This is a genomic window from Nocardia sp. NPDC003183, from assembly GCF_053590715.1.
The window spans coordinates 56,474-77,765 of record NZ_JBSFTG010000005.1 but is presented as its reverse complement, the minus strand read 5'-3'; the positions used below and the strand labels follow the sequence as shown (position 1 = coordinate 77,765).

Here is a 21,292-nt window from a genome sequence, read left to right as displayed (position 1 = left end):
ATTGGCGAGCTGGCCGGTCGTCGACCGAGTGGATGGCGCCATGACAGGTCCGTAGCGAGTGATGGCCTCGCGCATTTCGGCGAGCAGTACGCTCAGTGACGCGTCACAGAGGACCAACTCGCCCACTAGGCCGCCCCTGGTCGTCGACTCTTCCCTGCTCGGGGTGGAGGCAGCTCGATGGTGGCGGGCGAGTTGACGGAGGGCTCCCGGAGGAGTCATCGACTAGTGCCATTTTTGTGCAATATGCGTGAAGAAATGTTGGTTCCCTGTCTGCGGCACGGGAGGCGTGGCAGACGGATCCAGGTCGCCATGGGTTGATCGCTAGACCACCCGGCTGAGCGCGCGCAGGTCCGCGTCCAGCTTCCGGAACAACCAGTACACGGCGACGAAGGCGAGCCCGCCGGCCGCGCACAGCCCCAGTACCGAATCGCGCACGAGCCACAGCTCCTCGGGTTCGAGAAAGCTGAATCCGGCCAGCACCCCGACCACCGGCACCGACGCCGTCACCGCGAGGTAGACCGTGGTCCTGCGGCGCAGCCAGCGCAAGTCGGCGGAGTCGCGCTCCGTCGTGCGCCCGTGGCGCAGGTAGCGGGGATAGACGCAGCGGACGAGATAGAACGTGGAAAGGAAGAAGGTGTAGGCGACCGAGATGGTGCCCGCCACCAGAACAGTCATCGCCGCATGGACCTGCAGCCGCACCGGAAGATCGGTGAACCAGCGCAGCAGCAGCACGGCCGTCCCGGTGGCGAGAAGCGCGGACAGCAGGGTGTTGAGCGCACACAGGTCGCCCCACAGCAGTGTCCGCGACCGCACCCGCGCGAGCCTTGCCTCGTCGTAGCGTCTGCCCATGCGCAAGCCGCGAAGAACCTCGAGCTGATCACGTGAAATGCAGACGTAGATGACAACGGCCAGCAGAAAGCCACAGAGGATGCACACCATCACGCCCCTGTTGATCTGCGCGTTCGCTGCATCGGGCAGGCGCTCTCTGATCAGTTCCTGGGCGTGCACAGCCAGGTACAGCGTAGCCAGGCCGACACCGACCATCGATGACAGCCAGAGGGTGAGGGTGGGCCATCGCGACAGTCGCGTTCGCCAACTGTCCGGCGGCGGATCGACGAGGTCGCGGGCCCTCTTCTCGAGGCACAGGTCGAACTGCTGGGCCACCTCCGAACCGGACGAATAACGGTCCTCGCGGTCGGGCGACAGGCATTTCAGGAGCACGCGGCGCAGCGCCATGGGGCAATCCGGCGGAAGCTCCGACAAGAATGCCGCCTCTACCGGTCGGCGCCGCAATTCGAGCATGCGGGCCAGCGACGTCTCCGACTCGCCCGCGGACGTTTCGTCGGGGAAGGGCCGCCGCCCCGTGAGCAATTCCCACAGCATGACGGCCAGCGCGAAGATATCGCTGCGAGTATCGAGATCGAAAGCGGTCGCGGGCAGGTCCGGATGGCAGGCTTCGAGCTGTTCGGGCGACATGTACGCCAGGGATCCGCCGAAGTAGGCCAGGGGGCTGGTGCCCTTGACGCGTTGGCTGAAGCTGACGTTGAAGTCGGCCAACTTCGGCACTCCCTCGGCGCTCAGCAGCACATTCGCGGGTTTGATATCTCGATGCAACACTCCTCGCCCGGACGCGTGCTGCAGCGCGTCCGCGAGTCGGCGACCCAGCCAGGCGACGGTCTCCGGCCAGGTCAGTGCCGCGGTCCTGGTCCGGATCGCCGATTCGGTCGGCCGGACCTCACCCTTCGCGGCGAGGACCTCGTCGACGGCGTCGAGCAGCAGTTGCCCACCGTGGCGTTGCGACGGCGTCGAGCGCCGCAACCGCAGCACGTCGAGCAGCGTCCCGCCCGGTAGGTACTGCATGTAGAGCAGCTTCAGCTGGCCATCGGCGATGAGCCGCTGGTCGAAGATGCGCACGATGTATTCGTGGTCGAGCTGGGCGAGAGTCTGCGGTTCGATGCCGTGGTTGTGGGAGATCTTGACCGCGACGAGTCGCTGCATCGATTGTTGCCGAGCCAGATAGACCTGGGCGAAGGCGCCGGCGCCGATCCTCATCAGGAGGTCGAAGTCGTCGACGTGGTCGCCGACATCGACGGCGTCGAGCAGAACCTGCGCGCCGGGACGCGCGATGATCGTGCTGTGGTAGTCGCTCACGAGGTCGGGGCTGGTCGCCCCCGCGGTCACCGCCTCCGCGGTGGGAGCCGCATCGGTCGCCTCCGATCCGCGGCGCACGGCATGGAATTCCTCATAGACGAGCTCGGCGGGCAGCGGACCATCCCGCAGCTCGGCGAATTCCGCGCGGTATTCGATCAGTCGTTTGGGAAAGTGATACCGAAGCCAGCGGTATTCGAGGTCGATCTTGATCAGTTCGACCAGGACGGTGTGCCGCGCCGCGGGTTCTCCGGGGAGGAACGCCGAGAGGTCGGGTGGAGAACCGGCCGCCCAAGCCTGCGAGAGTTCCGCCACGGCACTGGCGAGCGCGGTGCGGGTTCGTTCGGCTGCATCGACCAGGTCGATCGGCTCGGACATCGGCAGCTCGAGATCAGACTCGGGCGATCACAGAGCGGCTATACGCGATGCGGCCCAGTTGCCCCACGTCAGCTCCTTCCATCAAGACTCCCTTGCTCAAGGGTATCGCTCCGATTCGAGCAAATGGTGCGCCTCGGGTCCACTGCGCCGCCGGTGTAGCCGGACTGTTCTGTGCCACGTCGGTGGAAGTCCGTCCCCGGGGTGGCCGGCCGGTGCGAACTGTGTCCGCTTTGGTGAACCGGGCGCCAGTGAGCGGTCGTCGTCGCCCGAGGCCCTGGAATCGATGCTTGCGGGATTATTGCGATGGCGAGAAAGCGTGGTGGAACGGGTCGCCTTTCGTGCCGACTCTATTGGTCATAGTCCCAGTTTGTCGGAGGTATTGTCGCGCCATGCCGGTGGACCGAAGGTCGGTTTGCTGAAGGTGTGCTGTGTGTATCCTTTGCGCGTCTTGGTCGACAGGGGCGAGCGGGTGGCCGTTCGCCTCATGAGGGTCGGAGGTTTGTGCACACATGGTTTGGCATCGCTCGGTTCCGCGTCCGGCGGCACTCACGCCCGGCGCCGCGACGTCGCATTTCCGTCCCGAGCTGCTCGATGCATCGAGCCCGGAAGGGCTGCGTGATCTCGAAGCGCTGACAGCGTCGGGTTCGGTCAGTGCGGTGCACGACACGATCGAAGATCAGCTCGACGAACTGATCCGCTGCGAGGACCCTGCGGTCGCGCAGTCGACCGGCTCACTGGTGGCATCCCGTCGTCGGATCTGTGACGGGACTCCGTTGTGGCAGTGGGGGACGTGGGTGTTCTATCCGTGGAACGGCAGGTTGGTACATGTGCTGCCGCGCAAGGTTTTCCAGCGGGTACGGACAGATCGGAATCGCAACAAGATCGACCGAGTGCAGCAGCGAGTCCTGCGTGAGCGCCGGATCGGTGTGATCGGGCTGTCGGTGGGCAACAGCGCGGCTGTGACGCTGGCGATGGAAGGGGTCGGCGGATCGTTCCGATTGGCCGACTTCGACACCGTCGGGCTGTCGAATCTGAACCGGCTGCGGGCCGGGGTGGGCGATCTCGGGGTCTCCAAGGCCGTGCTGGCGGCGCGTCAGATGTTCGAGATCGACCCCTATCTCGATATCGAGGTGTTCACCGACGGGTTGACCGAGGAATCGATCGGGCCGTTCTTCGACGGAGTGGAGGGCACCCGTCCGCTGGATCTGCTGGTGGAGGAATGCGACACGGTATGGGCGAAAGTCGCTGCCCGTGAGTACGCGCGGCGCCGAGAGATCCCGGTACTGATGGACACCAACGATCGCGGCTTGCTGGATGTGGAGCGTTTCGATCGCGAACCCCATCGCCCGCTGTTCCACGGCCGCATCGGTGGGTCGACCTCGTCCGATGTCGCGGGGATGAACCGGGGCGAGCTGCTGGCATTTCTGCTGGCAGTGGTCGATGAGCCGCGGCTGAGTCCGGCGATGCGCGACGCTGTCGGTGAGATCGGCCGAAGCCTGTGCAGCTGGCCGCAGCTCGCCTCCGGGGTGATGCTCGGCGGCGCCTTGGTGGCGGACACGGCTCGCCGGATCCTGCTCGGCGAGCTGATCCCGTCGGGGCGAACCTATATCGACCTCGACGAGCTGATCCCCGCGGTAGGCCCACAGATCGCTCCGGCATTCGTGCGGGTGATGGAGGAACTCCGTTGACGATCGATCTGCGCAATGTGGAACTGGTCGGTCCGCGGCTGCGGTTGCGTGATCTCCGTGCCGGTGATCTGGGCGTCTATCAGCGGATCTTCACCGACCCGCACCTGACCCGATATATGGGCACCGACAGCATGGGCGTGCGGGCGGCCGCGACGTCGTTCGACGCCGCCCTGCGTTCCCGAGGCGAGACTCCGCGGCGCAAGTACACCTTGGCGATCACGGCGCCGGGTGAGGACACCATGGTCGGCACCATCGGCCTGCTGGTGGAGGATTTCGGCAGCAACGCGATGATCGGCGGTCTGGTCGTGGTTCCGGAGGGGGCGCTGCGCGCGGGCGGTATCGAGGCGGGGCGGCTGTTGGCGGCATTCGCCTTCGGGCCGCTCGGGATTCACCGAGTATGGGCGGGGCACCGCCACGATCATCCGGTGATGGACACGGTGATGTCGGGAGTGGGCTTGACGCCGGAGGCGCGGCTGCGTCAGCTGTACCGAACCCAGGGTCGGTGGCGCGACGTGTGCATCTATGCGGCTATACGGCCGGAATGGGCTGCGACGGCGACGCCTGCCGAACGTCGAATCCTGGCGTTACGGCCAACCACGGCAAGGGAACACGCCACCGTGGGCCGGTGAAGTCGGTGCGGCAACCCTGCCGAATCGGGCTCCGGGCGCGCCACGGCGCGATAGCATCGCCGACTACAGGCCCCCGAATCGCCACCACCCGAATACGCGCAGCGGTCGGCGATGGGAGGGACACCACCGCCGACGAGAATCCGAAGTAGAGATCACAAATGGCAGTGCTGATCGACTCCGACTACTTCACGCCGGCGGACCGGCGGGAGGCGGTCACCGCAATCCTGCAGGAAGCCGATATCGGGGCCACCCTGCAGATGTGGGATTCGCCGGCCGAAGTGGTCAGCCGTCACCAGGCCTGGATGCTGGGTCCGATCGCGCTCACTCGCTCGGAGGTATCCGGTCATCAGGTCTGCCGAACCAGTCGGCATGAGCGAACCACGCCCAGCGACACCCTGACGGTGACCGTGCAGAACGGACAGGTTCGCAGGCACGAACAGTTCGGTGCGCAAACGCTGATCGAGCCCGGCGCCTGCGAAGTGATCGACCTGGCCACGACGTTCGCCTCCGGCTGGCACGGTCTCGGCGGAACGCTGTGCCTGCAGCTGTCCAGGGAGCGCCTCGGCATTTCCGCGGAAACGGTCGTCGCGGCGCACGGGCGACTGGCGGCGTCGCCGCTGTACCCGATGGTCACGGCGCAGATCCAGCATCTGGTCGGGATCGCCGACCAGCTCGAAACGGATCCGGCCGCTGCCTCCGTGGGCGAGTCGTGTCTGGAAATGGTTCGGGCGCTACTGATCTCGGCGGCCGGCCGGGGGCCGGGTGACGGTGCCGCCATCCCGGAGCAGCTGCTGATCGAGCAGATCCTCGGGTATGTGCGGACCCACCTGTCGGATTCGGACTTGAAGATCCCCGATATCGCCGCCGGCAACAACATCTCTGTGCGCCACCTGTACAAAGTCTGCGCACAGTCGGGTATCAGTCTCGAGCAGTGGATCATCGAACAACGCCTGGTCCGGGGCCGCGACATGCTGATCGACAGAGGCTATGCGCACCGGTCCATCGCGTCTGTGGCCGGCGCCGTGGGTTTCCGCGACGCCGCCCACTTCGCCCGGCGATTCCGCGAGGCATTCGGGATGACGCCCCGTGACTGGCGCCGCAGCGCCACCGATGTGGGCAACCCACCGAAGTAGCCGGAGTTCCGCGCCCGGATGCACGCACGTTTGTGCGTGCACAGTCAGTTGCCGTGCAGTCACAGCCTCCTTCGCAGGCCGATTCGCCGATACCTTTCGAATGTGGCTGCGCGAGACCGCATCAGGAGTACGAGGGTTCGCCGACGGGCACCCGCGCCGATGCGGTCCGCGCGGAGGGCATCGAGAGAAAGGGGAGACCATGTCCACGATCGGCAAAGCGATTCGGGCGGCAAGGATGGCCTCCGGGTTCACCCAGGCGGAGTTGGCCGACTGGATCGGAATCGCGGACGGAAACCAGATCAGCCGGTGGGAGCGCGATGTGGTGACACCCAGTGCCGACAATGTCGGCGAGTTGTCGAGGGTTCTGGGGGTGCGTCTCGACAACTCGGTCGGCGATGCCGTGACGTGCTGATCTGAATGCTGGTGTGTCGGCTCGATGCAGGTCGAGCCGACACACCAGCGAGGCTACGAAACGACCTGGGAGCTCAGGTAGTTCAGGAGGATCAGGACGTCGTCGCCGTAGTCGACGTGAGCCTCGGAGGCGTAGAAGTTGGCCATGTCCACGCCTTGGCGGGCCAGTTGGACGAGTTCGTCGATGGTGGCGGGGTCGGCGATGCTGAGCAGGGTTCGGGTGGTCGCGCGGAGGTCTGCTCGGAGCCCGGCGGCGACAGGGCCGAGCACGGAACCCGTGAGGTCGGCGCCGGTGGCGGCCAAGGTCGCCAGGTCGGTGGCGGCGGCGAGGGGGTCGTTGCGATCGAGGGATTCGACCGCACGCCACAGGATTTCCTGAATTCGGCCCACCCTGTCGGCGATGCTCAGAAAATCGATGGGCACGAGGGCGTCGGCGATGACGCTGACGGCTGCGGTCCAACCAGCGGGGTCGACGGCGGCGGCCGCGCGGATGACCTGGGCGACCAGGACTCGGTCCACACCCGCGGCGGCCTCGACCAACGGGGACAGGGCAACGTTCAGGGCATTCGCGGTCCGGTGCGCACCGCGAATGTCACCCGCCGCGATGAATTCCGAGAGGTGGGTGAGGTTGTCGAGAATGGTAGGCAGGTTCGCCGCGGTGGCGGTCCAGCCGGCGCCCATGGTGACAGCCTGAGCGATCAGGCTGCGGGGATCGACCGTGGCGGGGATGACATTCGCGATCGGTTCGGGATCACCGCTCAGGACCCGGCCCAATACAGCGAGGAACGGGGAGGTGGTGGCATCGAGGGAGCAGTACAGGTCGCCGTCGGTGCACAGGGTGCGAACCCGGTCTGTCAACGCACCGAAATCCCGGCTTCGCGTTCCGGCTATGCCGAGGCCGGGCTGCGGATTGCCCAGGGAGAGTGTGGTCTTCGGGTCGCGGTGTGGATCGGCCAGTAGTCCGACACCGACCACTCGATCGGCATCGATGGGGCCGTCGCCATTGCCGATCTCGGTGGCGAGATCGCCGATGCCGTCCGCGCCCTGGCTGTAGCCGGCGAGGATGACCCGCGTCGAGCGGCACAGGCCGCGCATCATCTGGTGCAAGCGGGACTCCAGCGTGCCCAGGGACTCCGCGTAGCTCAGACCAAGGTCGAAAGCGCTGGCGGCATAGGGCACATAGCGCACGGTGATGTCCCGGCCGAACTGCCGTTGCAGGCCATCGCCGACGGGCTGGAGCATCCCGACGGGCACCCCGGGATCGGCGCCCGGCGTGGTCTCCCAGGTCCCCGGCGCGAAGATTGCCGTGTACGGGGTGCAGGGCTGCGTGCTGGGTGTCTCCGCCCGCGCGACGCCGACCGCCGCGGTCCCGACCGCGACGACGGCGGCAACCAGCATCGCCGCGGCGGATCTCGACAACCTGTCCATCGTCCAATTCCTCTGTTGCCGAAGGGAATTCGTGACGTACGACAGGTGCTGAGTTGCGCCGAACCGTCCGTCGGGGCCAATTCTCGCCACTCGCAGTCGGTTTCGCCGAGGTTTTCAGACACAGTTTCATTTCAGATTAGCTGCCGGGGGCCGCGCGGTGTGACGGTCGAGCCTTGGCCTGCGGCTTTCGCGTTGTGCGGTTTTCGGCATCACGCCCGGTCGTGGCGAGCGGGCTGCCAGGCGGTGACGGCCCAGATGACCACCACGCTGATCGCGATGATCACGATGGACCACGCGGGATAGTAGGGCAGGGACAAGAAGTTCGCGATGATCACCAGTGCCGCGATGCCCACCGCCGCGTATCGCGCCCACGCGGTGCCCGACATCAGACCGATCGAGCAGACGATGGCGATCACGCCGAGGACGACATGAACCCAGCCCCAGGTGGTCGCGTCGAATTCGTAGACGTAGCTGAAGCCTGCGACATAGAACTCGTCCTCGGCGATCGCGGAGATGCCCTCGAGGATGGAGGCCGCCGCGGCGATGAACAGCATGATCGCCGCCAGCACGGAGATCCCCTCGGCAGCGGCTTGCCGCGCGAAAGGCTCTTCTTCGGGAACGGGACGATTTGCGGAAGGATTGCGCTCGGTCATGGCAAGCCCCTTGCTGCGGCGATATTCCGCCATCGCAGATCTCCGAGACTCCGACAGGTCGCAATGACAGGCAATCGCGTATTTCGATAGGGACGGCGGAATGCGCGGCACGCCTCTGCGCAGCGCCGACTGAAGGGTGGTGCTCGCGATCGGAGTTCGATCGCCCACGATCCGTCTAGCTCGACACGCAGCGAGTTTACCGGAGGCTCGCCGCTTGATGCGGCGATGTTTCAGGTTCGCAATCCGCGCTCGCGGCCTTCCGCGAACCCCGGCTGAACGACGTGGTGGCCACTCGTAGTCCCGGTGGGCCGCCGGATCGGTGGCGCATGCAGGCCCGAAGCGCGACGACACCCCGGCTCGACCGAGACCGCCTGCCGAACGGCTCGATTGCCGGATGATTGCCGTTGCTGGTGGGGCGGGGACAAGTCGCGTGCGCGCCGGTCGGAGTGAACTCCCGAGTCCGGAAGCAAGCGAATCATGCGCGGCCGTTCCCGAGCATTGGAGGAGTTCACGGTATGACCTGGCCCAATTCGATTGTCCGGGTGGTGATTCCGTGGGCAACAGCGTCGTCTTCGGCGCACCCCGGACTCGGCCGTGGACCGCCGCGGTGGTGAAGGCGGAAGGGGTCGTTGTCGACCGCTCCGCTCGCGAATTCAACCGGGGTCGTGTCGCCGCATTCAGCGCGCATTCTCCTCGGATACCGGATCGGGTGCCTCCCCGCGAGCACGGGGAGACACCCGAAAACAGCTCTGCACGGCGGTCGCCACCGCCCGCAGAGCAGATGCAGACACTTGGAGACCTCTGCGATGACCACAGTAGATGTACTCGTCATTCTCGCGCGCCCCTATGGCGTCCGCCGATGACCGGGCCCACGATCACCCACGAAGTAGTTGTCGTCGGGGCGGGCTTCGGTGGGCTCACCATGGCCGCGCAGCTGAGACAGGCCGGGGTGCGCGACTTCCTGATCCTCGAAGAAGGACCGGAGGTCGGCGGGGTGTGGCGGGAGAACACCTATCCGGGCTGTTCCTGCGATGTGCCCGCGCACCTGTACTGCTTCGCCTTCGACCCCTATCGAGACGTTCGCGTGCGTTATCCGGATCAGCAGGCGATCCTGACCTACATGCGGGAGGTCACCGACCGCAACGGTCTGCGTGCGCATCTGCGCTGCGATACCGCCGTGATGGCCGCCGACTACAGCGACACCGACCGCACCTGGACACTGACCACGACCACCGGGGAGCGGATCCGCACCGACGCGGTCGTGTGGGCGCTCGGCCAACTGCATCGACCCGCGATTCCTCGGTTGCGGGGAGCGCGGACCTTCGGCGGCCGTGCGTTCCACTCCGCACGGTGGGATCACACCGCGGACCTGAGCGGGCAGATCGCCGTCGTCGGTACCGGTTCCTCGGCGGCGCAGATGATTCCCGAGCTGGCCCGCGTCGCGGCCGGTGTCACCGTGTATCAGCGTTCCCCGTCCTGGGTGCTGCCCAAGCCCGCCGCGTCGTTCGGTCCGCTGTCGCGGTGGGCGCTGACGCGTGTGCCCGGTCTGCACGACCTGTATCGGGCCGGGATCTACCACGCGGCTGATCTGGTTCTCGCGCCGATCATGCGCGCGGGGTGGTCGGCGGGACCGGCCGAACTCGTTGCGCGCGCCCACCTTCGGTGGCAGGTGCGCGATCGTGAACTGCGCGCGAAGCTCACACCGAACTACCGGATCGGGGAGAAACGGATCCTGCTCGACAGCGGATACTATCCGGCGCTGACCCGGCCACACGTCGAACTGGTCACCGACCGCATCGACCGGCTCGGCCCGGACGGGATCCGCACTGTCGACGGCACCGAGCGCCGCGCCGACGTCATCGTGTGGGCCACCGGGTTCCGTGCGCCGGAGTTCCTCGCCGGGGTGCGGATCCGTGGCCGTGGTGGAGTGGATCTGCACGACCGGTGGCGGCGCCGAGGTCGACCGGCCGCCTTCTACGGACTCGCGGTGCCCGGCTTTCCGAATCTCTACATGATCGCGGGGCCGCACTCGTTCACTCCGTCGAACAGCAACCCCGCGGTCAAACAACACCAGGCCCGGTATATCACGCGCTGTCTGGCCCTCAGCGCGGACTGGGGTGCGCCGGTGGAGGTGACCGAGCGGGCGATGGCGCGCTACCTCGACCGTCTGGATCATGCTCTCGCCCGGACCATCTGGTGCGACGGTGCGGCGACGGCATGGTGGAAACGCGCGGACGGCACGGTCACCAATGCCTGGCCTGGAACCGTCAGCGAGTTCGAACACGAGATCGTCGGCAGCGATCCAGCCGAGTCGTTCGCGAAGGTGGCCGCGATCGCCGGAGCACGCGACGCCGATCGAGAGGTCGCGGAGCAGATCACCTGACCGCGCTGCGGCGGGCCTCGGCACTACCGGCCGAGGCCCGCCGAGGAGCGGCGCCGCACAGGGGGCGCTGCACCTCGTCGCCAGGTCACGGCGACGGGCGAGCGCCGACGCGTTCGGCTCAGGCCACCGGCGGGTGTTTGCGGGCGCCCATCGACTCGGCCGCGAACAGCAGCACCACCGCCGCGATGACCGCGAGGACGAAGCCCCAGAAGTTGAGCTCGGTGATGGAGCCGACGCCGATGAGGCTGGCGATCACGCCCGCGATCAGCGCCGCCACCATGCCGAGCACCAGGGTCATGCCCATGCTCATGTTCTCCTTACCCGGCTTGAGCACCCTGGCGAGCACGCCGACCACGGCGCCGATGATCAAGAATCCACAGATCTGAACAATCGCGTTCCACATCGCTCGAACCTCCACGTTGTGCCGATGGCCGGGGAGTGCCGGTCAAGTTCGATCATTTCTCCCCTTCGCCCGGAGAACCAGGGTCGTGTCCTCGGCGTTGTCGAAGCGTGTCCGCGCCGACGCCGGATCAGCCCATCGCCGTCGATGCTGCTCAGAACTGAGGATCCACCCGGCACTCGCTCGCGGACCGGCCCGCCGGGGCAGTGCCGTCGCCCTGCTCGAAACGCCACTGTGTGATCGGACCCGCCTGCCGCCAGCGCAGGCCGCGCCCGTCCGGCACGGCTTCGTAGACGGCTTCCCGACCGCTGACGAGCTGCTCACCCACGCAATAGTCGTTGTATCCGGTGCCCGGCTGGACCGCCCCCGCGCTGAAGCGGCCGGTGGGCTCGGCGGCGGCGCCCGGATTGGCGACCGTGCTCGTCCGATGCGTCGATGCTCCGCGATCCCAGTGTGCGTCCCCGGCCTGCGATCGGCCGCAGGTGAAGGTCCAGCCACCGGCGACGACGGTGGCTCCCTGTGTGTACGGGGTGCCCGCCCACGAACAGCTGACGGCGGTGTCCGCGGACGCGGTTGCCGTCGAGAGCCCGAGCAAGCCCGCTACCGTGACAGCCGATGCCAGCGCCGCGACACCGAGACGCCGTCGAACGGTTCCTGAAATATCCTGATTGCCAACGGTTTCCATTCTTCGATGCTCCCGTCGGGACGGGTCGGGCACATCAGGTCCCGACCCGGAGCTTCAGCTCAGGGATTTCCCTCGGTCCAGGGTCGGCGCAGGCTCAGCAGCACGGTCCTAGGCGCGCGCTCGGGCGCGGGGTCGTGTCGCTGTTCGGCACTGCGGCCAGGAACGCGTCGAGGTCGACCCGGCGCCCACCCACCCACGTGCCGTTGACCCGGACGGTCTCGCCCAACGTGGCCGGGTCGACCTCGTAGGGGTCACCGGACAACTCGACGAAGTCGGCCAGCTTGCCGACCGTGATGGACCCGATCAGGTGATCGCGGCGCAGGGTGCGGGCGGCGTTGATCGTCTGCGCGCGGATCGCGTCATCGAGCGGAATCGCCTGATCGGCGCCGTGTACGGTGCCGGCGCGGGTGCGTCGGGAGGCGACGGTCTGGATGTTGACCAGCGGCGACGGTGGCGAGACCGGCCCGTCGTTGTGCAGGGACACGCACGCCCCCGAGGCCAGCGCGTCGGCGGTGGGCTGCCACCGGCTGCCGTGTTCGTGGTCGAAGATCGCGCCGTCGAGCAGATCGCCCCAGAAGTAGTACTGGAACGGTGACAGCGACACGTGCACGCCCAGCCGGGCCGCTCGGTCCATCTGCGCGCGGCTCGCTCCGCCCAGGTGCTCGATCCGCCACCGGTGATCGGTGCCGGTCAGGCCGTGGCGCTGCAACGCCGCCTCGTAAGCGTCCAGGGCCAGCTCGACGGCCAGATCGCCGTTGGAATGGAACGACATCTGCCAGCCCGCGGGCGCGGCCTTGTCCAGAATCTCGTCCAGCTGCGATCGGGTGTAGTTCAGCGAACCGGTGCCGCCCGCGGTCGCCGGGTCGATACCGGCGCGCCGAGTCGCCTCGGTATCGAGGTAGGGAAACGACGTCGCCGCACTGCCCACCCAGACCGCACCGTCGGTCCAGAGTTTGACGCCGGCCTTGCGCAGCATCTCGTCGCCGGCGGCGAAGGTCTCGGGCTCGGTGTAGGTGTCGGTGGTCGACATCTCCCACAGGTTGACCCGCAGCGGGCACGATGTGGTGGCGGCCAGTGTTTCGTAGTCGTGTGCGGTCTGCGGGTCGTAGGCCATGTCCGAGGTCGTGGTGTACCCGGCGCGCGACATCGCCGCGAAGAACCCGGCGCCGCTGAGCAGCGGGCTGGGCATCTCGGCGATCAACGGCGTCATGACCGCGGTGAGCACCGGCACTTCGAATCCCTGACCGTCGAGCGAGCCGTCCGGATTGCGGCCGTAGTGACCGCCGTCGGGGTCCGGTGGCGGGTTGTCGGACCAGCCGTAGCGCTCGATGAGCGCGGTGTCGAAGTAGATGCCGTGCGCGGAGTTGTCCAGGACCACGGCCACCCGATCACCGAAGATCGCGTCCAGGTCCGATGCTGTCGGTGCCGCGTGTTCCTGGAGCAGTGCGTCGAACCCGTTGAACACCAACGGCGTCGACGGGTCGGTCGCGGCGATGGCCGCTGTGAACACGGCCACCACATCGTCCCAGGTCGGGGCTACCCACGGGGTGATCTGCGCGATGGGTGGTTGGGTGAGGACCCCGCCCAGGAACGGATGCCCGTGCGGTTCGACGAACCCCGGCAGCAACGCTCGCGCGCCGGTATCGATGACCTCGGCGTCCGGGGCCACCGCCGACACGCACTCGGCCAGCGACCCGACCGCGACGATGCGTGAACCCGACACCGCGACGGCGTCAGCGCGGGGGCGGTCCTCGTCCATGGTGATCACGGTGCCTGCGGTGAGAATGAAATCCGACACAGCCAACTCCCTCGCTTGTGGTGTTCGAGGCGGAGAAGAATTCGGCCGACCGTGGACACCGATTCGGCGGCAACAAAGGTCGGAAATGCTGCTGACCAGCCCAGGCTATTCCCTGAGGGCTACCGGCGGAGAGGGCGACACGCGTGTCCGATCGCAGATCGAGCGGGCCCGGTAGACGTCGGCGCCGTGTCGAGCCGAGCGGTCGCGTATGCCGGTTCCGGACACTTTTATTCGGCGGTTCGCCCTGGCTCCGGCAGCTCGGCGTAGAACTCGCGCAGTGCGGCCGTGACGCTCACGAGCACGCGGTGCGCGGCCGTCAGGTCGCTGTCGGGCAGGGCGGACAGCGCGTCGCGGGTGCGGGAACCGAGTGGTCCGAAGAATCCGGCGGCGACCGACATGCCGTGGTCGGTATAGGTCAGGTTGACCCGCCGTCGGTCCGCCGGATCGGGCACGCGGTCGAGGTGCCCGGATTCGATCATGCGCTCGACCAGGTAGGTGACGGCGGGCGCGGAGACGCCCATCAGCTTGCTCAACTGGCCCGCGCTCACCGGTGAGCCCTCGGCATCGGCCGTGGCGACGTGCATCAGGGCGCGAAAGTCGTTCGGGCGCAGGTCGTTCGATCGCGCGAAGACATGACCGATCTGTTCGGAGATCGCGGTCAGCGCACGCAGATCCCGGGCGATGCCGGTCTCGAGCGCTGTCCGGTCGGCGGCCGGGTTCGTGTCGGCGGTGTCGTCATCCACGCGCGGCCTCCTCTCTGTCCGACAGGCAGCTTAGCCGTCGGAGCCGCCGGCATTGCCAATTAGTTAAGTTTCTGAAATAGTTTCGGCGTGATGCGAGTGAGTGACGGAAACGGTTGGGACCGGTTCGCCGGGCTGGTCACCGGTCGGCGATCGTGGGCGGTACTGCTCGCTGTCGTCGCGGCCGCCATGGCGGTGATGGCGCTGGCGGGGAGCAACGACAGCGCTGGCCAGGCCCCGGTGTCGTTGCCGCGATCGGCGGAATCCGCCCTGGCCGCCGAGGCCGCGGCACGGTTTCCCGATGCCGGAACCGCCGCCGCGATCATGGTGGCGACCCGCGACGACGGCGGTTCGCTGACACCGGCCGATCTCACGGCAGTGGACGCGGCGCTCACCCGCGCGGGTGGTTCGCCGACCGACGATCCGCGGGTGATGCTCGCTCCCGACGGGCGGGCCGCGCTCGCCCAGATTCCGGTGTCCGCACAGCTGAACGGCTTCGCGCTCACCGATCGGGTCGACGAACTACGCGCCGCCGTCAGCACCGATCTACCCGATGCGCTGCGCGTGCAGATCACCGGCGGACCGGCCTTCGGCGCCGATATCGCCGACTCCTTCTCCGGTGCGAACTCGCTGCTGCTCATCGTCACCGCGATCGTGGTGATGGCCCTGCTCATCGTCACCTATCGCTCGCCGGTGTTGTGGCTGGTGCCGTTGACGGTGGTCGGGCTCGCCGACCGCGTCGCCACCAGTGTCGGCACGCTCGTGGCCGAGCTCACCGGACTCGCCTTCGACGGTTCGACGTCGGGCATCACCAGCGTGCTGGTCTTCGGGGCGGGAACGAACTACGCGCTGCTATTGGTATCGCGGTATCGCGACGAACTGCATCGCCACACCGATCATCGAGTGGCGTTGCGCGCCGCGGTGCGCCATGCCGCGCCCGCCATCGTGGCCAGCAACGTCACCGTTGTGCTGGCTCTGCTGACGCTGTTGCTGGCGCTGCTCCCCAACACCCGCAGCCTCGGCGCGTTCGCCGCCGCCGGACTCGTGGTGGCGCTGATCTTCGTGCTCGCCGCGTTGCCGCCGGCGCTGGCACTGTGCGGTCGGCGGGTCTTCTGGCCGTTCGTGCCGAAGGCGGACGGTCGCGACGCGGCCGAGCAGGGCGTCTGGGCGGTCGTCGCGAAGCGGGTGGTGCGCCGCCCTGCCGTCGTGGCCGGGGCGGCCTCGGCGGTGCTGATCGTCTTCGTGACCGGGCTCGCGACCACCGATATCGGGCTCTCGCAGACCGAGCAGTTCCGCGTCGAGGCCGAGTCCGTCGACGGGCTCGACACGATGGCCGACCACTTCCCGTCCGGCTCGTCGGATCCCGCCGTGGTGATCGCGCGCAGCGAATCCACCACCCGGATCCAGTCGGCCCTCGACGGCGTACAGGGTATTTCGCGCGCCACCGCTACCGGTACCTCCGCCGACGGTGCGACACGGTGGTCGGTCGTTCTGGAGGCGCCGCCCGGCTCGGCGGAGGCGTTCACCACCATCGAGGCGATCAGGACGGCGGTCGGCACCGTCCCCGGCGCCGAGGCCCTCGTCGGCGGTACGGACGCCGAAGCGCTCGACATCCGCGACGCCGCCCGCCGTGACCAGGCGCTGGTCATTCCGCTGATCCTCGCCGTCGTGCTGCTGGTGTTGCTGGCACTGCTGCGCGCGGTGCCCGCCGCCGTGCTGCTCGTCGGCGTCACGGTGCTCAGCGCGCTCGCGGCGCTCGGTGCGGGCAGCTGGATCAGCGGCACGATCTTCGGCTTCCCCGCCCTGGACACGAATGTGCCGCTGTTCGGCTTCCTGTTCCTGGTCGCGCTGGGGGTGGACTACACGATCTTCCTGGTCACCAGGGCCCGCGAGGAAGCGGGCGCGCACGGCACCACCCAGGGCATGGTGCGCGCGGTCGCCTCGACCGGAGCCGTGATCACCAGCGCCGGTGTGGTGCTGGCCGCGGTGTTCTGTGTGCTCGGTGTGCTGCCGTTGATCACCCTGACCCAGTTGGGCATCGTGGTCGGGATCGGCATCCTGCTGGATACGTTCGTGGTGCGCACGCTGGTTGTCCCCGCGCTGTTCGCGCTGCTGGGCGACAAGGTGTGGTGGCCGGGATCGCTCGCGAAAGCCGAAGCGGCACAGCCTGCTTCGACCGAAGCGGTGGCCGTGAACTGAGCTCCGCGGTGAAATCGGCGGACTCCGCTGCGTCGTCGAACATTGCGCGGAAATCGGCGCAGGCGTGCGGGAGAATCGCGGAATGCGTATCCGAATCGTGGGGACACAGCTGCCGGGGTCGTCCTGTCGACCGCCCGGGATCGAGACGGCGTACTCGAACATTCACGTCGGCGTGCAGCGCAGGAACCGGCCACAGGAGCTGCTCGACCTACAGCGTGGTGACACGGAAACCGTCACGTGGACGGTGGAGTGCACTGTCCACGAGACCGACGTCCGAGGGCCCTACGTCCAGGGCCGACCGGGGGAGCGGTTCCTCTACCTCAGCTGGGTCAGCGACGAGGACACCGCAACGCTCACGATGTTCCGGCGCGCCAAGCTGATGCTCGCCGACGTTCCCACAGAGACGCTGGCGGCCGCGATCGAATCGGGCGTGCTCGAGGCTCGTCTCGGCCTCACGGACGCGACCGGAAACCCGTTGTGCGCGAGGGTGGAACCCGCGTCGATCCGCTGGGCTGCCGTGACCTGACCACAGCATCGACCCCCGGTGCTGACGGGCGCCACACTCTGTCGGACCGCGGTGGCAGGATGCGAAGGGTGGGTGACAACTTCGAACGGATCGTCGATCTCGATGTGGCCGCGGCGGATGCCGAGGCGTCGGCTGAGGCGACGATCGACTGGATGGTGTCGCGGGGGTGGCTGCTGCGGGAGACCTCGGCGGACGCGATGTACAGCCTCCACGTCGACGAAGGGTATGTGGCAGGGCCCGCGTGGGCGGAGATCGCCCAGGATTGGGGCGCCGAGTGGATTCCCGCCCCGGTAGGGGTCATCATCGGCCGCCACGCCCACTACGGCGGCCAGGGCGAGATCGCCCCGGCCGACGCGACGTGCCCGAGCTGCCGGGCAAGCACGGTGATCATCGACTACCCACAGGCCTGGGAACCTGATCCCGCAGTGTGGCAACCGTTTTCGGACGCGATCGAAGGGTGGGAGCAGACGGGCACCGGTGCGGTGGCCTGCACCGCGTGCGGTACGGCCGGCGCGATCACCGACTGGCAATGGCCGTGGGGCTTCGCCCTCGGCGCCCTTGCCTTCGACTTCTGGGGCTGGCCACCGCTGACCGACGAATTCATCGCCGAGTTCACCGCCCGGCTCGGCCACCGCGTCGAGCACCACACCGGCAAGTTCTGAGCCGTGTTCGGTGCCGCGGGTCACAGTCGCCCGATCGCGGGCATTCCTCTCGGCACAGTGCGCACGATCTCACCGGTGGGGAGTGGCCCACGGTGAAAATTCGGCGCTCACTAGCATCGATGCAGCGGAAGTATCGATGAACCCAGAGGACGTGTGTTGACTACCGAACAACTTGATCGCTGGAACGCTCAGGAAGCTGCGGCGGAGGCGATGATTCCCATCATCGGGACGTTGTACCGCAGCAAGGGTGTGACGATTCTGCTGCACAGCCGGTCGCTGGTGAACAAGTCGGTGATCAGCATCCTGCGGACGCATCGGTTCGCGCGCCAGATCGGCGGCGAAGAGCTGTCGGTGGACGAGACCCTGCCGTTCCTCGAGGTGATCAGCCGGCTGGATCTGGGGCCGTGCAAGATCGACCTGGGCCAGCTGGTGATGGCGTTTCACGCCGACGAGCGGGGCCTGTCGGTCGAGGAGTTCACCACCTCGGTGCTGGCCGAGGTGAGCGACGGCAACAAGGCCGTGTCGCAGGGACCGCGTGATGTGGTGCTCTACGGGTTCGGGCGGATCGGGCGGCTGGTCACCCGGCTGCTGATCGAGAAGGCCGGGTCGGGCAACGGGCTGAGCCTGCGCGCGGTGGTGGTGCGCAAGGGCGGCGACGACGACCTGGCCAAGCGGGCGTCGCTGCTGCGGCGCGACTCGGTGCACGGGCACTTCAACGGCACGATCAAGGTCGACACCGACAACGACACGATCACCGCGAACGGTAACGTCATCAAGTTCATCTACAGCGATGACCCGACGACGATCGACTACACCGCCTACGGCATCGACAACGCGATCCTGATCGACAACACCGGTCGCTGGCGTGACCGCGAGGGCCTGGAGCAGCACCTGCGTCCCGGCATCGCGAAGGTCGTGCTCACCGCGCCCGGCAAGGGTGACGTGCCCAACATCGTGCACGGCGTCAACCACCGCGACCTGGACCTGTCGCAGCAGATCTTCTCCTGCGCCTCCTGCACGACCAACGCGATCGTGCCGCCGCTCAAGGCCATGGACGACGAGTTCGGCATCGTGCGTGGACACGTGGAGACGGTGCACTCGTTCACCAACGACCAGAACCTGCTGGACAACTACCACAAGGCCGATCGGCGCGGTCGTTCCGCGCCGTTCAACCTGGTGCTCACCGAGACCGGCGCCGCCTCCGCGGTGGCCAAGGCGATGCCGGACTTCAAAGCCAAGATCACCGGCAACTCGATCCGCGTTCCCACCCCGGACGTCTCCGTCGCGATCCTGAACCTGCAGCTGAAGCAGGACACGACCAAGGAAGACGTGCTCGCGTACCTGCGTCAGGTATCCCTCGCGGGCCCGTTGAGCCGCAACCTCGACTACACCGCCGCCACCGACGCGGTCTCGAGCGACTTCATCGGCTCGCGGGCGGCCTCGATCATCGACGCCAACGCCACCATCGTCGAGGGCGACACCGCCATCCTCTACGTCTGGTACGACAACGAATTCGGCTACTCGTGCCAGGTGGTGCGGACCGTGCAGTACATCTCGGGCATCGAATACCCGACCTACCCGCAACTGGGTGCGCAGTCCGACGTGCGCGAGCTCACCGACGCGCGATAGCGGCCCGCCGGCAAGGCGGGCATCTGGTCGGTGACCAGGGCCCGCCTGCCTCGTCGACTCGGTGGCAGACCGCGCGACCCGACCAGCACCGCTTGTCGGCTCGCGCGTTGTTGTGCATACTGGCGACATGACATCGAGTCGAAAGGGCGTTCTGCGCCCGGGCCGTTGAGCCCCACGCCGGTCATCGAACCGGCTTCTGCCCCGCGTGAACGCGGGGAATTCACCGAATATCAGCAGTCTTCCCGTACGTCCTATGACGATGCGCGCCTCGACCTCTGGCTGCGTGTGCGCGAACTCGCTGTGCCGTCCACCATGATCGAGGCCGCCACCGCACGGCGGCTCGTCGGTGACTGGTCGGGGGCCTGCGCCGCTGCGCACGTCGATCTCGATGTGGATCTGCGGACGTTGGCGCGGACCCACGGTCGAGGACTCGCCGCCCGGGTACGGGCCGACCTGCGATATCTGGCGCCGGACCTGTTGCGCTGGCATCTACCCAGAATCGCGCCGGACGGTCTGTTGCGACCCGGGTTGACGATGGTGCTGGCTCGGTACGAATCCGGGGGCATCGCCGGCCTCGACAGCGCGGCCGGTGACGTAACGCAGTGTGACGGTGCGGATTCCGTGTATCTGGTGGTCCGTACGCCACCGGCCTGGGCGGCCGCCGGACAGCGGATCAGCCTCGCGCTGTGGGACACGGCGAGCCCCGTCGCCAGCGCGCGCATGCACCCACACCCCCGACCCAGCAGTCGCTACCGGCTCGACCTGCACCGTCACCTGTGGGATTCGCGCAGGGTGGAAGAGTTGCGAACCCGTTCTGGTGCAGGGCAATTCGCCGCCCAAGGGCTTGCGGCAGGCGACGACCCCAGGGATTCTGTGTCCGCAACGGCACCCCCGGGTTGCGCCGTCGACCGGTGGGCGGACGAAGCGGGGATTCTGCTGCATGCCGAGGGGCGCCGGTCCGGGTTGGTGTTGGTGCGGTGTGGTGCGCGCAAGCGCCTCGTGTTGGACGTGCGTGCGGAGGACCCACTCGCCGTGCGGATTTCGAGGGAACACCCGCGTGGCGGAATCTCCGCCCTCCCGGTTCTGCCCGACGCGGCGACCTGGGTGCTCCCCGACCTGGAATTGCTGCGCGCGGGCGTGATCGCCGCCGATCGACTGCATCCGCTGGTCGCCTCGGCGCTCGGCTGTGACGGCGCGCCGACCGAGACCTCCGGGATCGCCGCCGCCGGTCATCGGATCGTGGAGTGCCGGGGCGAACGTCATCGGATCGGGTTGGTGAACGGGGTGCTCGCCGCCCTGGATCACGACCCCGCCGAGATCCGGCGTGAAGAACTCCTGGCGGCCCTGACCGGAACACCGATGCCCTGCCTCCAGGCCATCGACCGGTCACTGCGCCAACCGGATTGGCTCGTCGGCGTCTGCGACCGCCTGGACCACGGCGATATCGACGGCGCCCTCACCATCGTCGAAGCCCAGCTCGGCGCGGACGCGACGCTGCGCGACGGACCACTTCGCGACGCACTCGAAGCCGCTGTACGGCAACGGATTACCTATGGTCTGTTCCGGGCCGGTCTACCCGCACCCGGTCGCGGCCACGTTCTTCCCGACCGTTACGACCGCAAGGGTCGTCGCGCACGTCCGAAACGCCTGGCCTTGCGCTGAGTTGGCGTCCGGGCCATCAGGGCCACGCCTTGTCTCGCTGACAGGTGGGGTCGTGTGGGCCTGGTACGACCGGCTGATCCGCGGGTCGCCGGGACCTCGCCTCGACCGTGGATTCGTGCGGCCTTCGCGCCGCCGACCTC

At 67.7% G+C, this 21,292-nt stretch carries 17 protein-coding genes; 10 read left to right on the top strand and 7 right to left on the bottom strand.

The genetic code is table 11. The features are described from left to right. Positions 1-321: 321 nt before the first annotated feature. Entirely contained in the window at positions 322-2,526 is a 2,205-nt protein-coding gene (locus ACWDXS_RS18655) for a serine/threonine-protein kinase (protein ID WP_449967157.1), read from the bottom strand. Positions 2,527-3,035: 509 nt separating this feature from the next. On the opposite strand from ACWDXS_RS18655, the gene ACWDXS_RS18650 reads away from it, so the two are divergent. The 4 genes from ACWDXS_RS18650 (at position 3,036) to ACWDXS_RS18635 (ending at position 6,388) form a co-directional block, all read left to right on the top strand. Further along, entirely contained in the window at positions 3,036-4,214 is a 1,179-nt protein-coding gene (locus tag ACWDXS_RS18650; RefSeq protein WP_449967154.1) for a ThiF family adenylyltransferase, read from the top strand. Continuing rightward, the gene (locus ACWDXS_RS18645; protein WP_378988837.1) at positions 4,211-4,843 is read left to right on the top strand and encodes a GNAT family N-acetyltransferase; all 633 of its coding nucleotides are present in this window, start codon (positions 4,211-4,213) and stop codon (positions 4,841-4,843) included. The genes ACWDXS_RS18650 and ACWDXS_RS18645 overlap by 4 nt, the downstream gene beginning before the upstream one ends. Positions 4,844-5,001: 158 nt before the next feature. Next, a complete protein-coding gene (locus tag ACWDXS_RS18640; protein WP_378988839.1) occupies positions 5,002-5,976 on the top strand; it encodes a helix-turn-helix domain-containing protein in 975 nt (324 codons plus the stop codon). Positions 5,977-6,175: 199 nt separating this feature from the next. Further along, positions 6,176-6,388, top strand: coding sequence for a helix-turn-helix domain-containing protein (locus tag ACWDXS_RS18635; protein ID WP_378988841.1), 213 nt, complete (start codon positions 6,176-6,178; stop codon positions 6,386-6,388). 53 nt (positions 6,389-6,441) lie between these two features. Here ACWDXS_RS18635 and ACWDXS_RS18630 read toward each other — a convergent pair whose 3' ends face one another. Next, complete coding sequence (locus ACWDXS_RS18630; protein ID WP_378988843.1) at positions 6,442-7,815, bottom strand: cutinase family protein; 1,374 nt, start codon at positions 7,813-7,815, stop codon at positions 6,442-6,444. Positions 7,816-8,024: 209 nt separating this feature from the next. Next, positions 8,025-8,468, bottom strand: a complete 444-nt coding sequence (locus ACWDXS_RS18625) for a DUF7144 family membrane protein (protein ID WP_378626797.1) — start codon at positions 8,466-8,468, stop codon at positions 8,025-8,027. 859 nt (positions 8,469-9,327) lie between these two features. On the opposite strand from ACWDXS_RS18625, the gene ACWDXS_RS18620 reads away from it, so the two are divergent. After that, positions 9,328-10,851 carry a flavin-containing monooxygenase gene (locus tag ACWDXS_RS18620; RefSeq protein ID WP_449967147.1) on the top strand — a complete coding sequence of 508 codons (1,524 nt, stop codon included), beginning with the start codon at positions 9,328-9,330 and terminating at the stop codon, positions 10,849-10,851. A 118-nt stretch (positions 10,852-10,969) separates the two neighbouring features. Here the strand turns inward: ACWDXS_RS18620 and ACWDXS_RS18615 are convergent, their stop codons facing one another. From ACWDXS_RS18615 to ACWDXS_RS18600, 4 genes are all read right to left on the bottom strand, one after another. Continuing rightward, positions 10,970-11,254 carry a GlsB/YeaQ/YmgE family stress response membrane protein gene (locus ACWDXS_RS18615; protein ID WP_378988847.1) on the bottom strand — a complete coding sequence of 95 codons (285 nt, stop codon included), beginning with the start codon at positions 11,252-11,254 and terminating at the stop codon, positions 10,970-10,972. A gap of 151 nt (positions 11,255-11,405) precedes the next feature. Then, the gene (locus ACWDXS_RS18610) at positions 11,406-11,936 is read right to left on the bottom strand and encodes a hypothetical protein (RefSeq protein ID WP_449967144.1); all 531 of its coding nucleotides are present in this window, start codon (positions 11,934-11,936) and stop codon (positions 11,406-11,408) included. Positions 11,937-12,030: 94 nt separating this feature from the next. Next, a complete protein-coding gene (locus tag ACWDXS_RS18605; RefSeq protein ID WP_449967142.1) occupies positions 12,031-13,734 on the bottom strand; it encodes an amidohydrolase in 1,704 nt (567 codons plus the stop codon). A 227-nt stretch (positions 13,735-13,961) separates the two neighbouring features. Next, positions 13,962-14,477, bottom strand: coding sequence for a MarR family winged helix-turn-helix transcriptional regulator (locus ACWDXS_RS18600; RefSeq protein ID WP_387442669.1), 516 nt, complete (start codon positions 14,475-14,477; stop codon positions 13,962-13,964). A gap of 90 nt (positions 14,478-14,567) precedes the next feature. Here ACWDXS_RS18600 and ACWDXS_RS18595 point away from each other — a divergent pair, with 90 nt between their 5' ends. The 5 genes from ACWDXS_RS18595 to ACWDXS_RS18575 all read left to right on the top strand — a co-directional run bounded on the left by ACWDXS_RS18595 (position 14,568) and on the right by ACWDXS_RS18575 (position 21,152). Further along, the gene (locus tag ACWDXS_RS18595; RefSeq protein WP_449967138.1) at positions 14,568-16,673 is read left to right on the top strand and encodes an MMPL family transporter; all 2,106 of its coding nucleotides are present in this window, start codon (positions 14,568-14,570) and stop codon (positions 16,671-16,673) included. A gap of 82 nt (positions 16,674-16,755) precedes the next feature. Beyond that, positions 16,756-17,199 carry a DUF5990 family protein gene (locus tag ACWDXS_RS18590; RefSeq protein ID WP_449967135.1) on the top strand — a complete coding sequence of 148 codons (444 nt, stop codon included), beginning with the start codon at positions 16,756-16,758 and terminating at the stop codon, positions 17,197-17,199. Between the two features lie 68 nt (positions 17,200-17,267). Next, complete coding sequence (locus ACWDXS_RS18585; protein ID WP_449967132.1) at positions 17,268-17,861, top strand: hypothetical protein; 594 nt, start codon at positions 17,268-17,270, stop codon at positions 17,859-17,861. Positions 17,862-18,071: 210 nt separating this feature from the next. Then, positions 18,072-19,490 (top strand): glyceraldehyde-3-phosphate dehydrogenase, encoded by a 1,419-nt coding sequence (locus ACWDXS_RS18580; RefSeq protein ID WP_378989131.1) that lies wholly within the window; start codon positions 18,072-18,074, stop codon positions 19,488-19,490. A 165-nt stretch (positions 19,491-19,655) separates the two neighbouring features. Then, positions 19,656-21,152 carry a hypothetical protein gene (locus ACWDXS_RS18575; protein ID WP_449967129.1) on the top strand — a complete coding sequence of 499 codons (1,497 nt, stop codon included), beginning with the start codon at positions 19,656-19,658 and terminating at the stop codon, positions 21,150-21,152. Positions 21,153-21,292 lie beyond the last annotated feature (140 nt).

Excerpts from the sequence above, each read along its gene's own strand:
- ACWDXS_RS18655 (WP_449967157.1), bottom strand. The coding sequence starts at position 2,526 with ATGTCCGAGCCGATCGACCTGGTCGATGCAGCCGAACGAACCCGCACC.
- ACWDXS_RS18650 (WP_449967154.1), top strand. The coding sequence starts at position 3,036 with ATGGTTTGGCATCGCTCGGTTCCGCGTCCGGCGGCACTCACGCCCGGC.
- ACWDXS_RS18640 (WP_378988839.1), top strand. The coding sequence starts at position 5,002 with ATGGCAGTGCTGATCGACTCCGACTACTTCACGCCGGCGGACCGGCGG.
- ACWDXS_RS18635 (WP_378988841.1), top strand. The coding sequence starts at position 6,176 with ATGTCCACGATCGGCAAAGCGATTCGGGCGGCAAGGATGGCCTCCGGG.
- ACWDXS_RS18630 (WP_378988843.1), bottom strand. The coding sequence starts at position 7,815 with ATGGACAGGTTGTCGAGATCCGCCGCGGCGATGCTGGTTGCCGCCGTC.
- ACWDXS_RS18625 (WP_378626797.1), bottom strand. The coding sequence starts at position 8,468 with ATGACCGAGCGCAATCCTTCCGCAAATCGTCCCGTTCCCGAAGAAGAG.
- ACWDXS_RS18620 (WP_449967147.1), top strand. The coding sequence starts at position 9,328 with ATGACCGGGCCCACGATCACCCACGAAGTAGTTGTCGTCGGGGCGGGC.
- ACWDXS_RS18615 (WP_378988847.1), bottom strand. The coding sequence starts at position 11,254 with ATGTGGAACGCGATTGTTCAGATCTGTGGATTCTTGATCATCGGCGCC.
- ACWDXS_RS18610 (WP_449967144.1), bottom strand. The coding sequence starts at position 11,936 with ATGGAAACCGTTGGCAATCAGGATATTTCAGGAACCGTTCGACGGCGT.
- ACWDXS_RS18595 (WP_449967138.1), top strand. The coding sequence starts at position 14,568 with ATGCGAGTGAGTGACGGAAACGGTTGGGACCGGTTCGCCGGGCTGGTC.
- ACWDXS_RS18590 (WP_449967135.1), top strand. The coding sequence starts at position 16,756 with ATGCGTATCCGAATCGTGGGGACACAGCTGCCGGGGTCGTCCTGTCGA.
- ACWDXS_RS18580 (WP_378989131.1), top strand. The coding sequence starts at position 18,072 with ATGATTCCCATCATCGGGACGTTGTACCGCAGCAAGGGTGTGACGATT.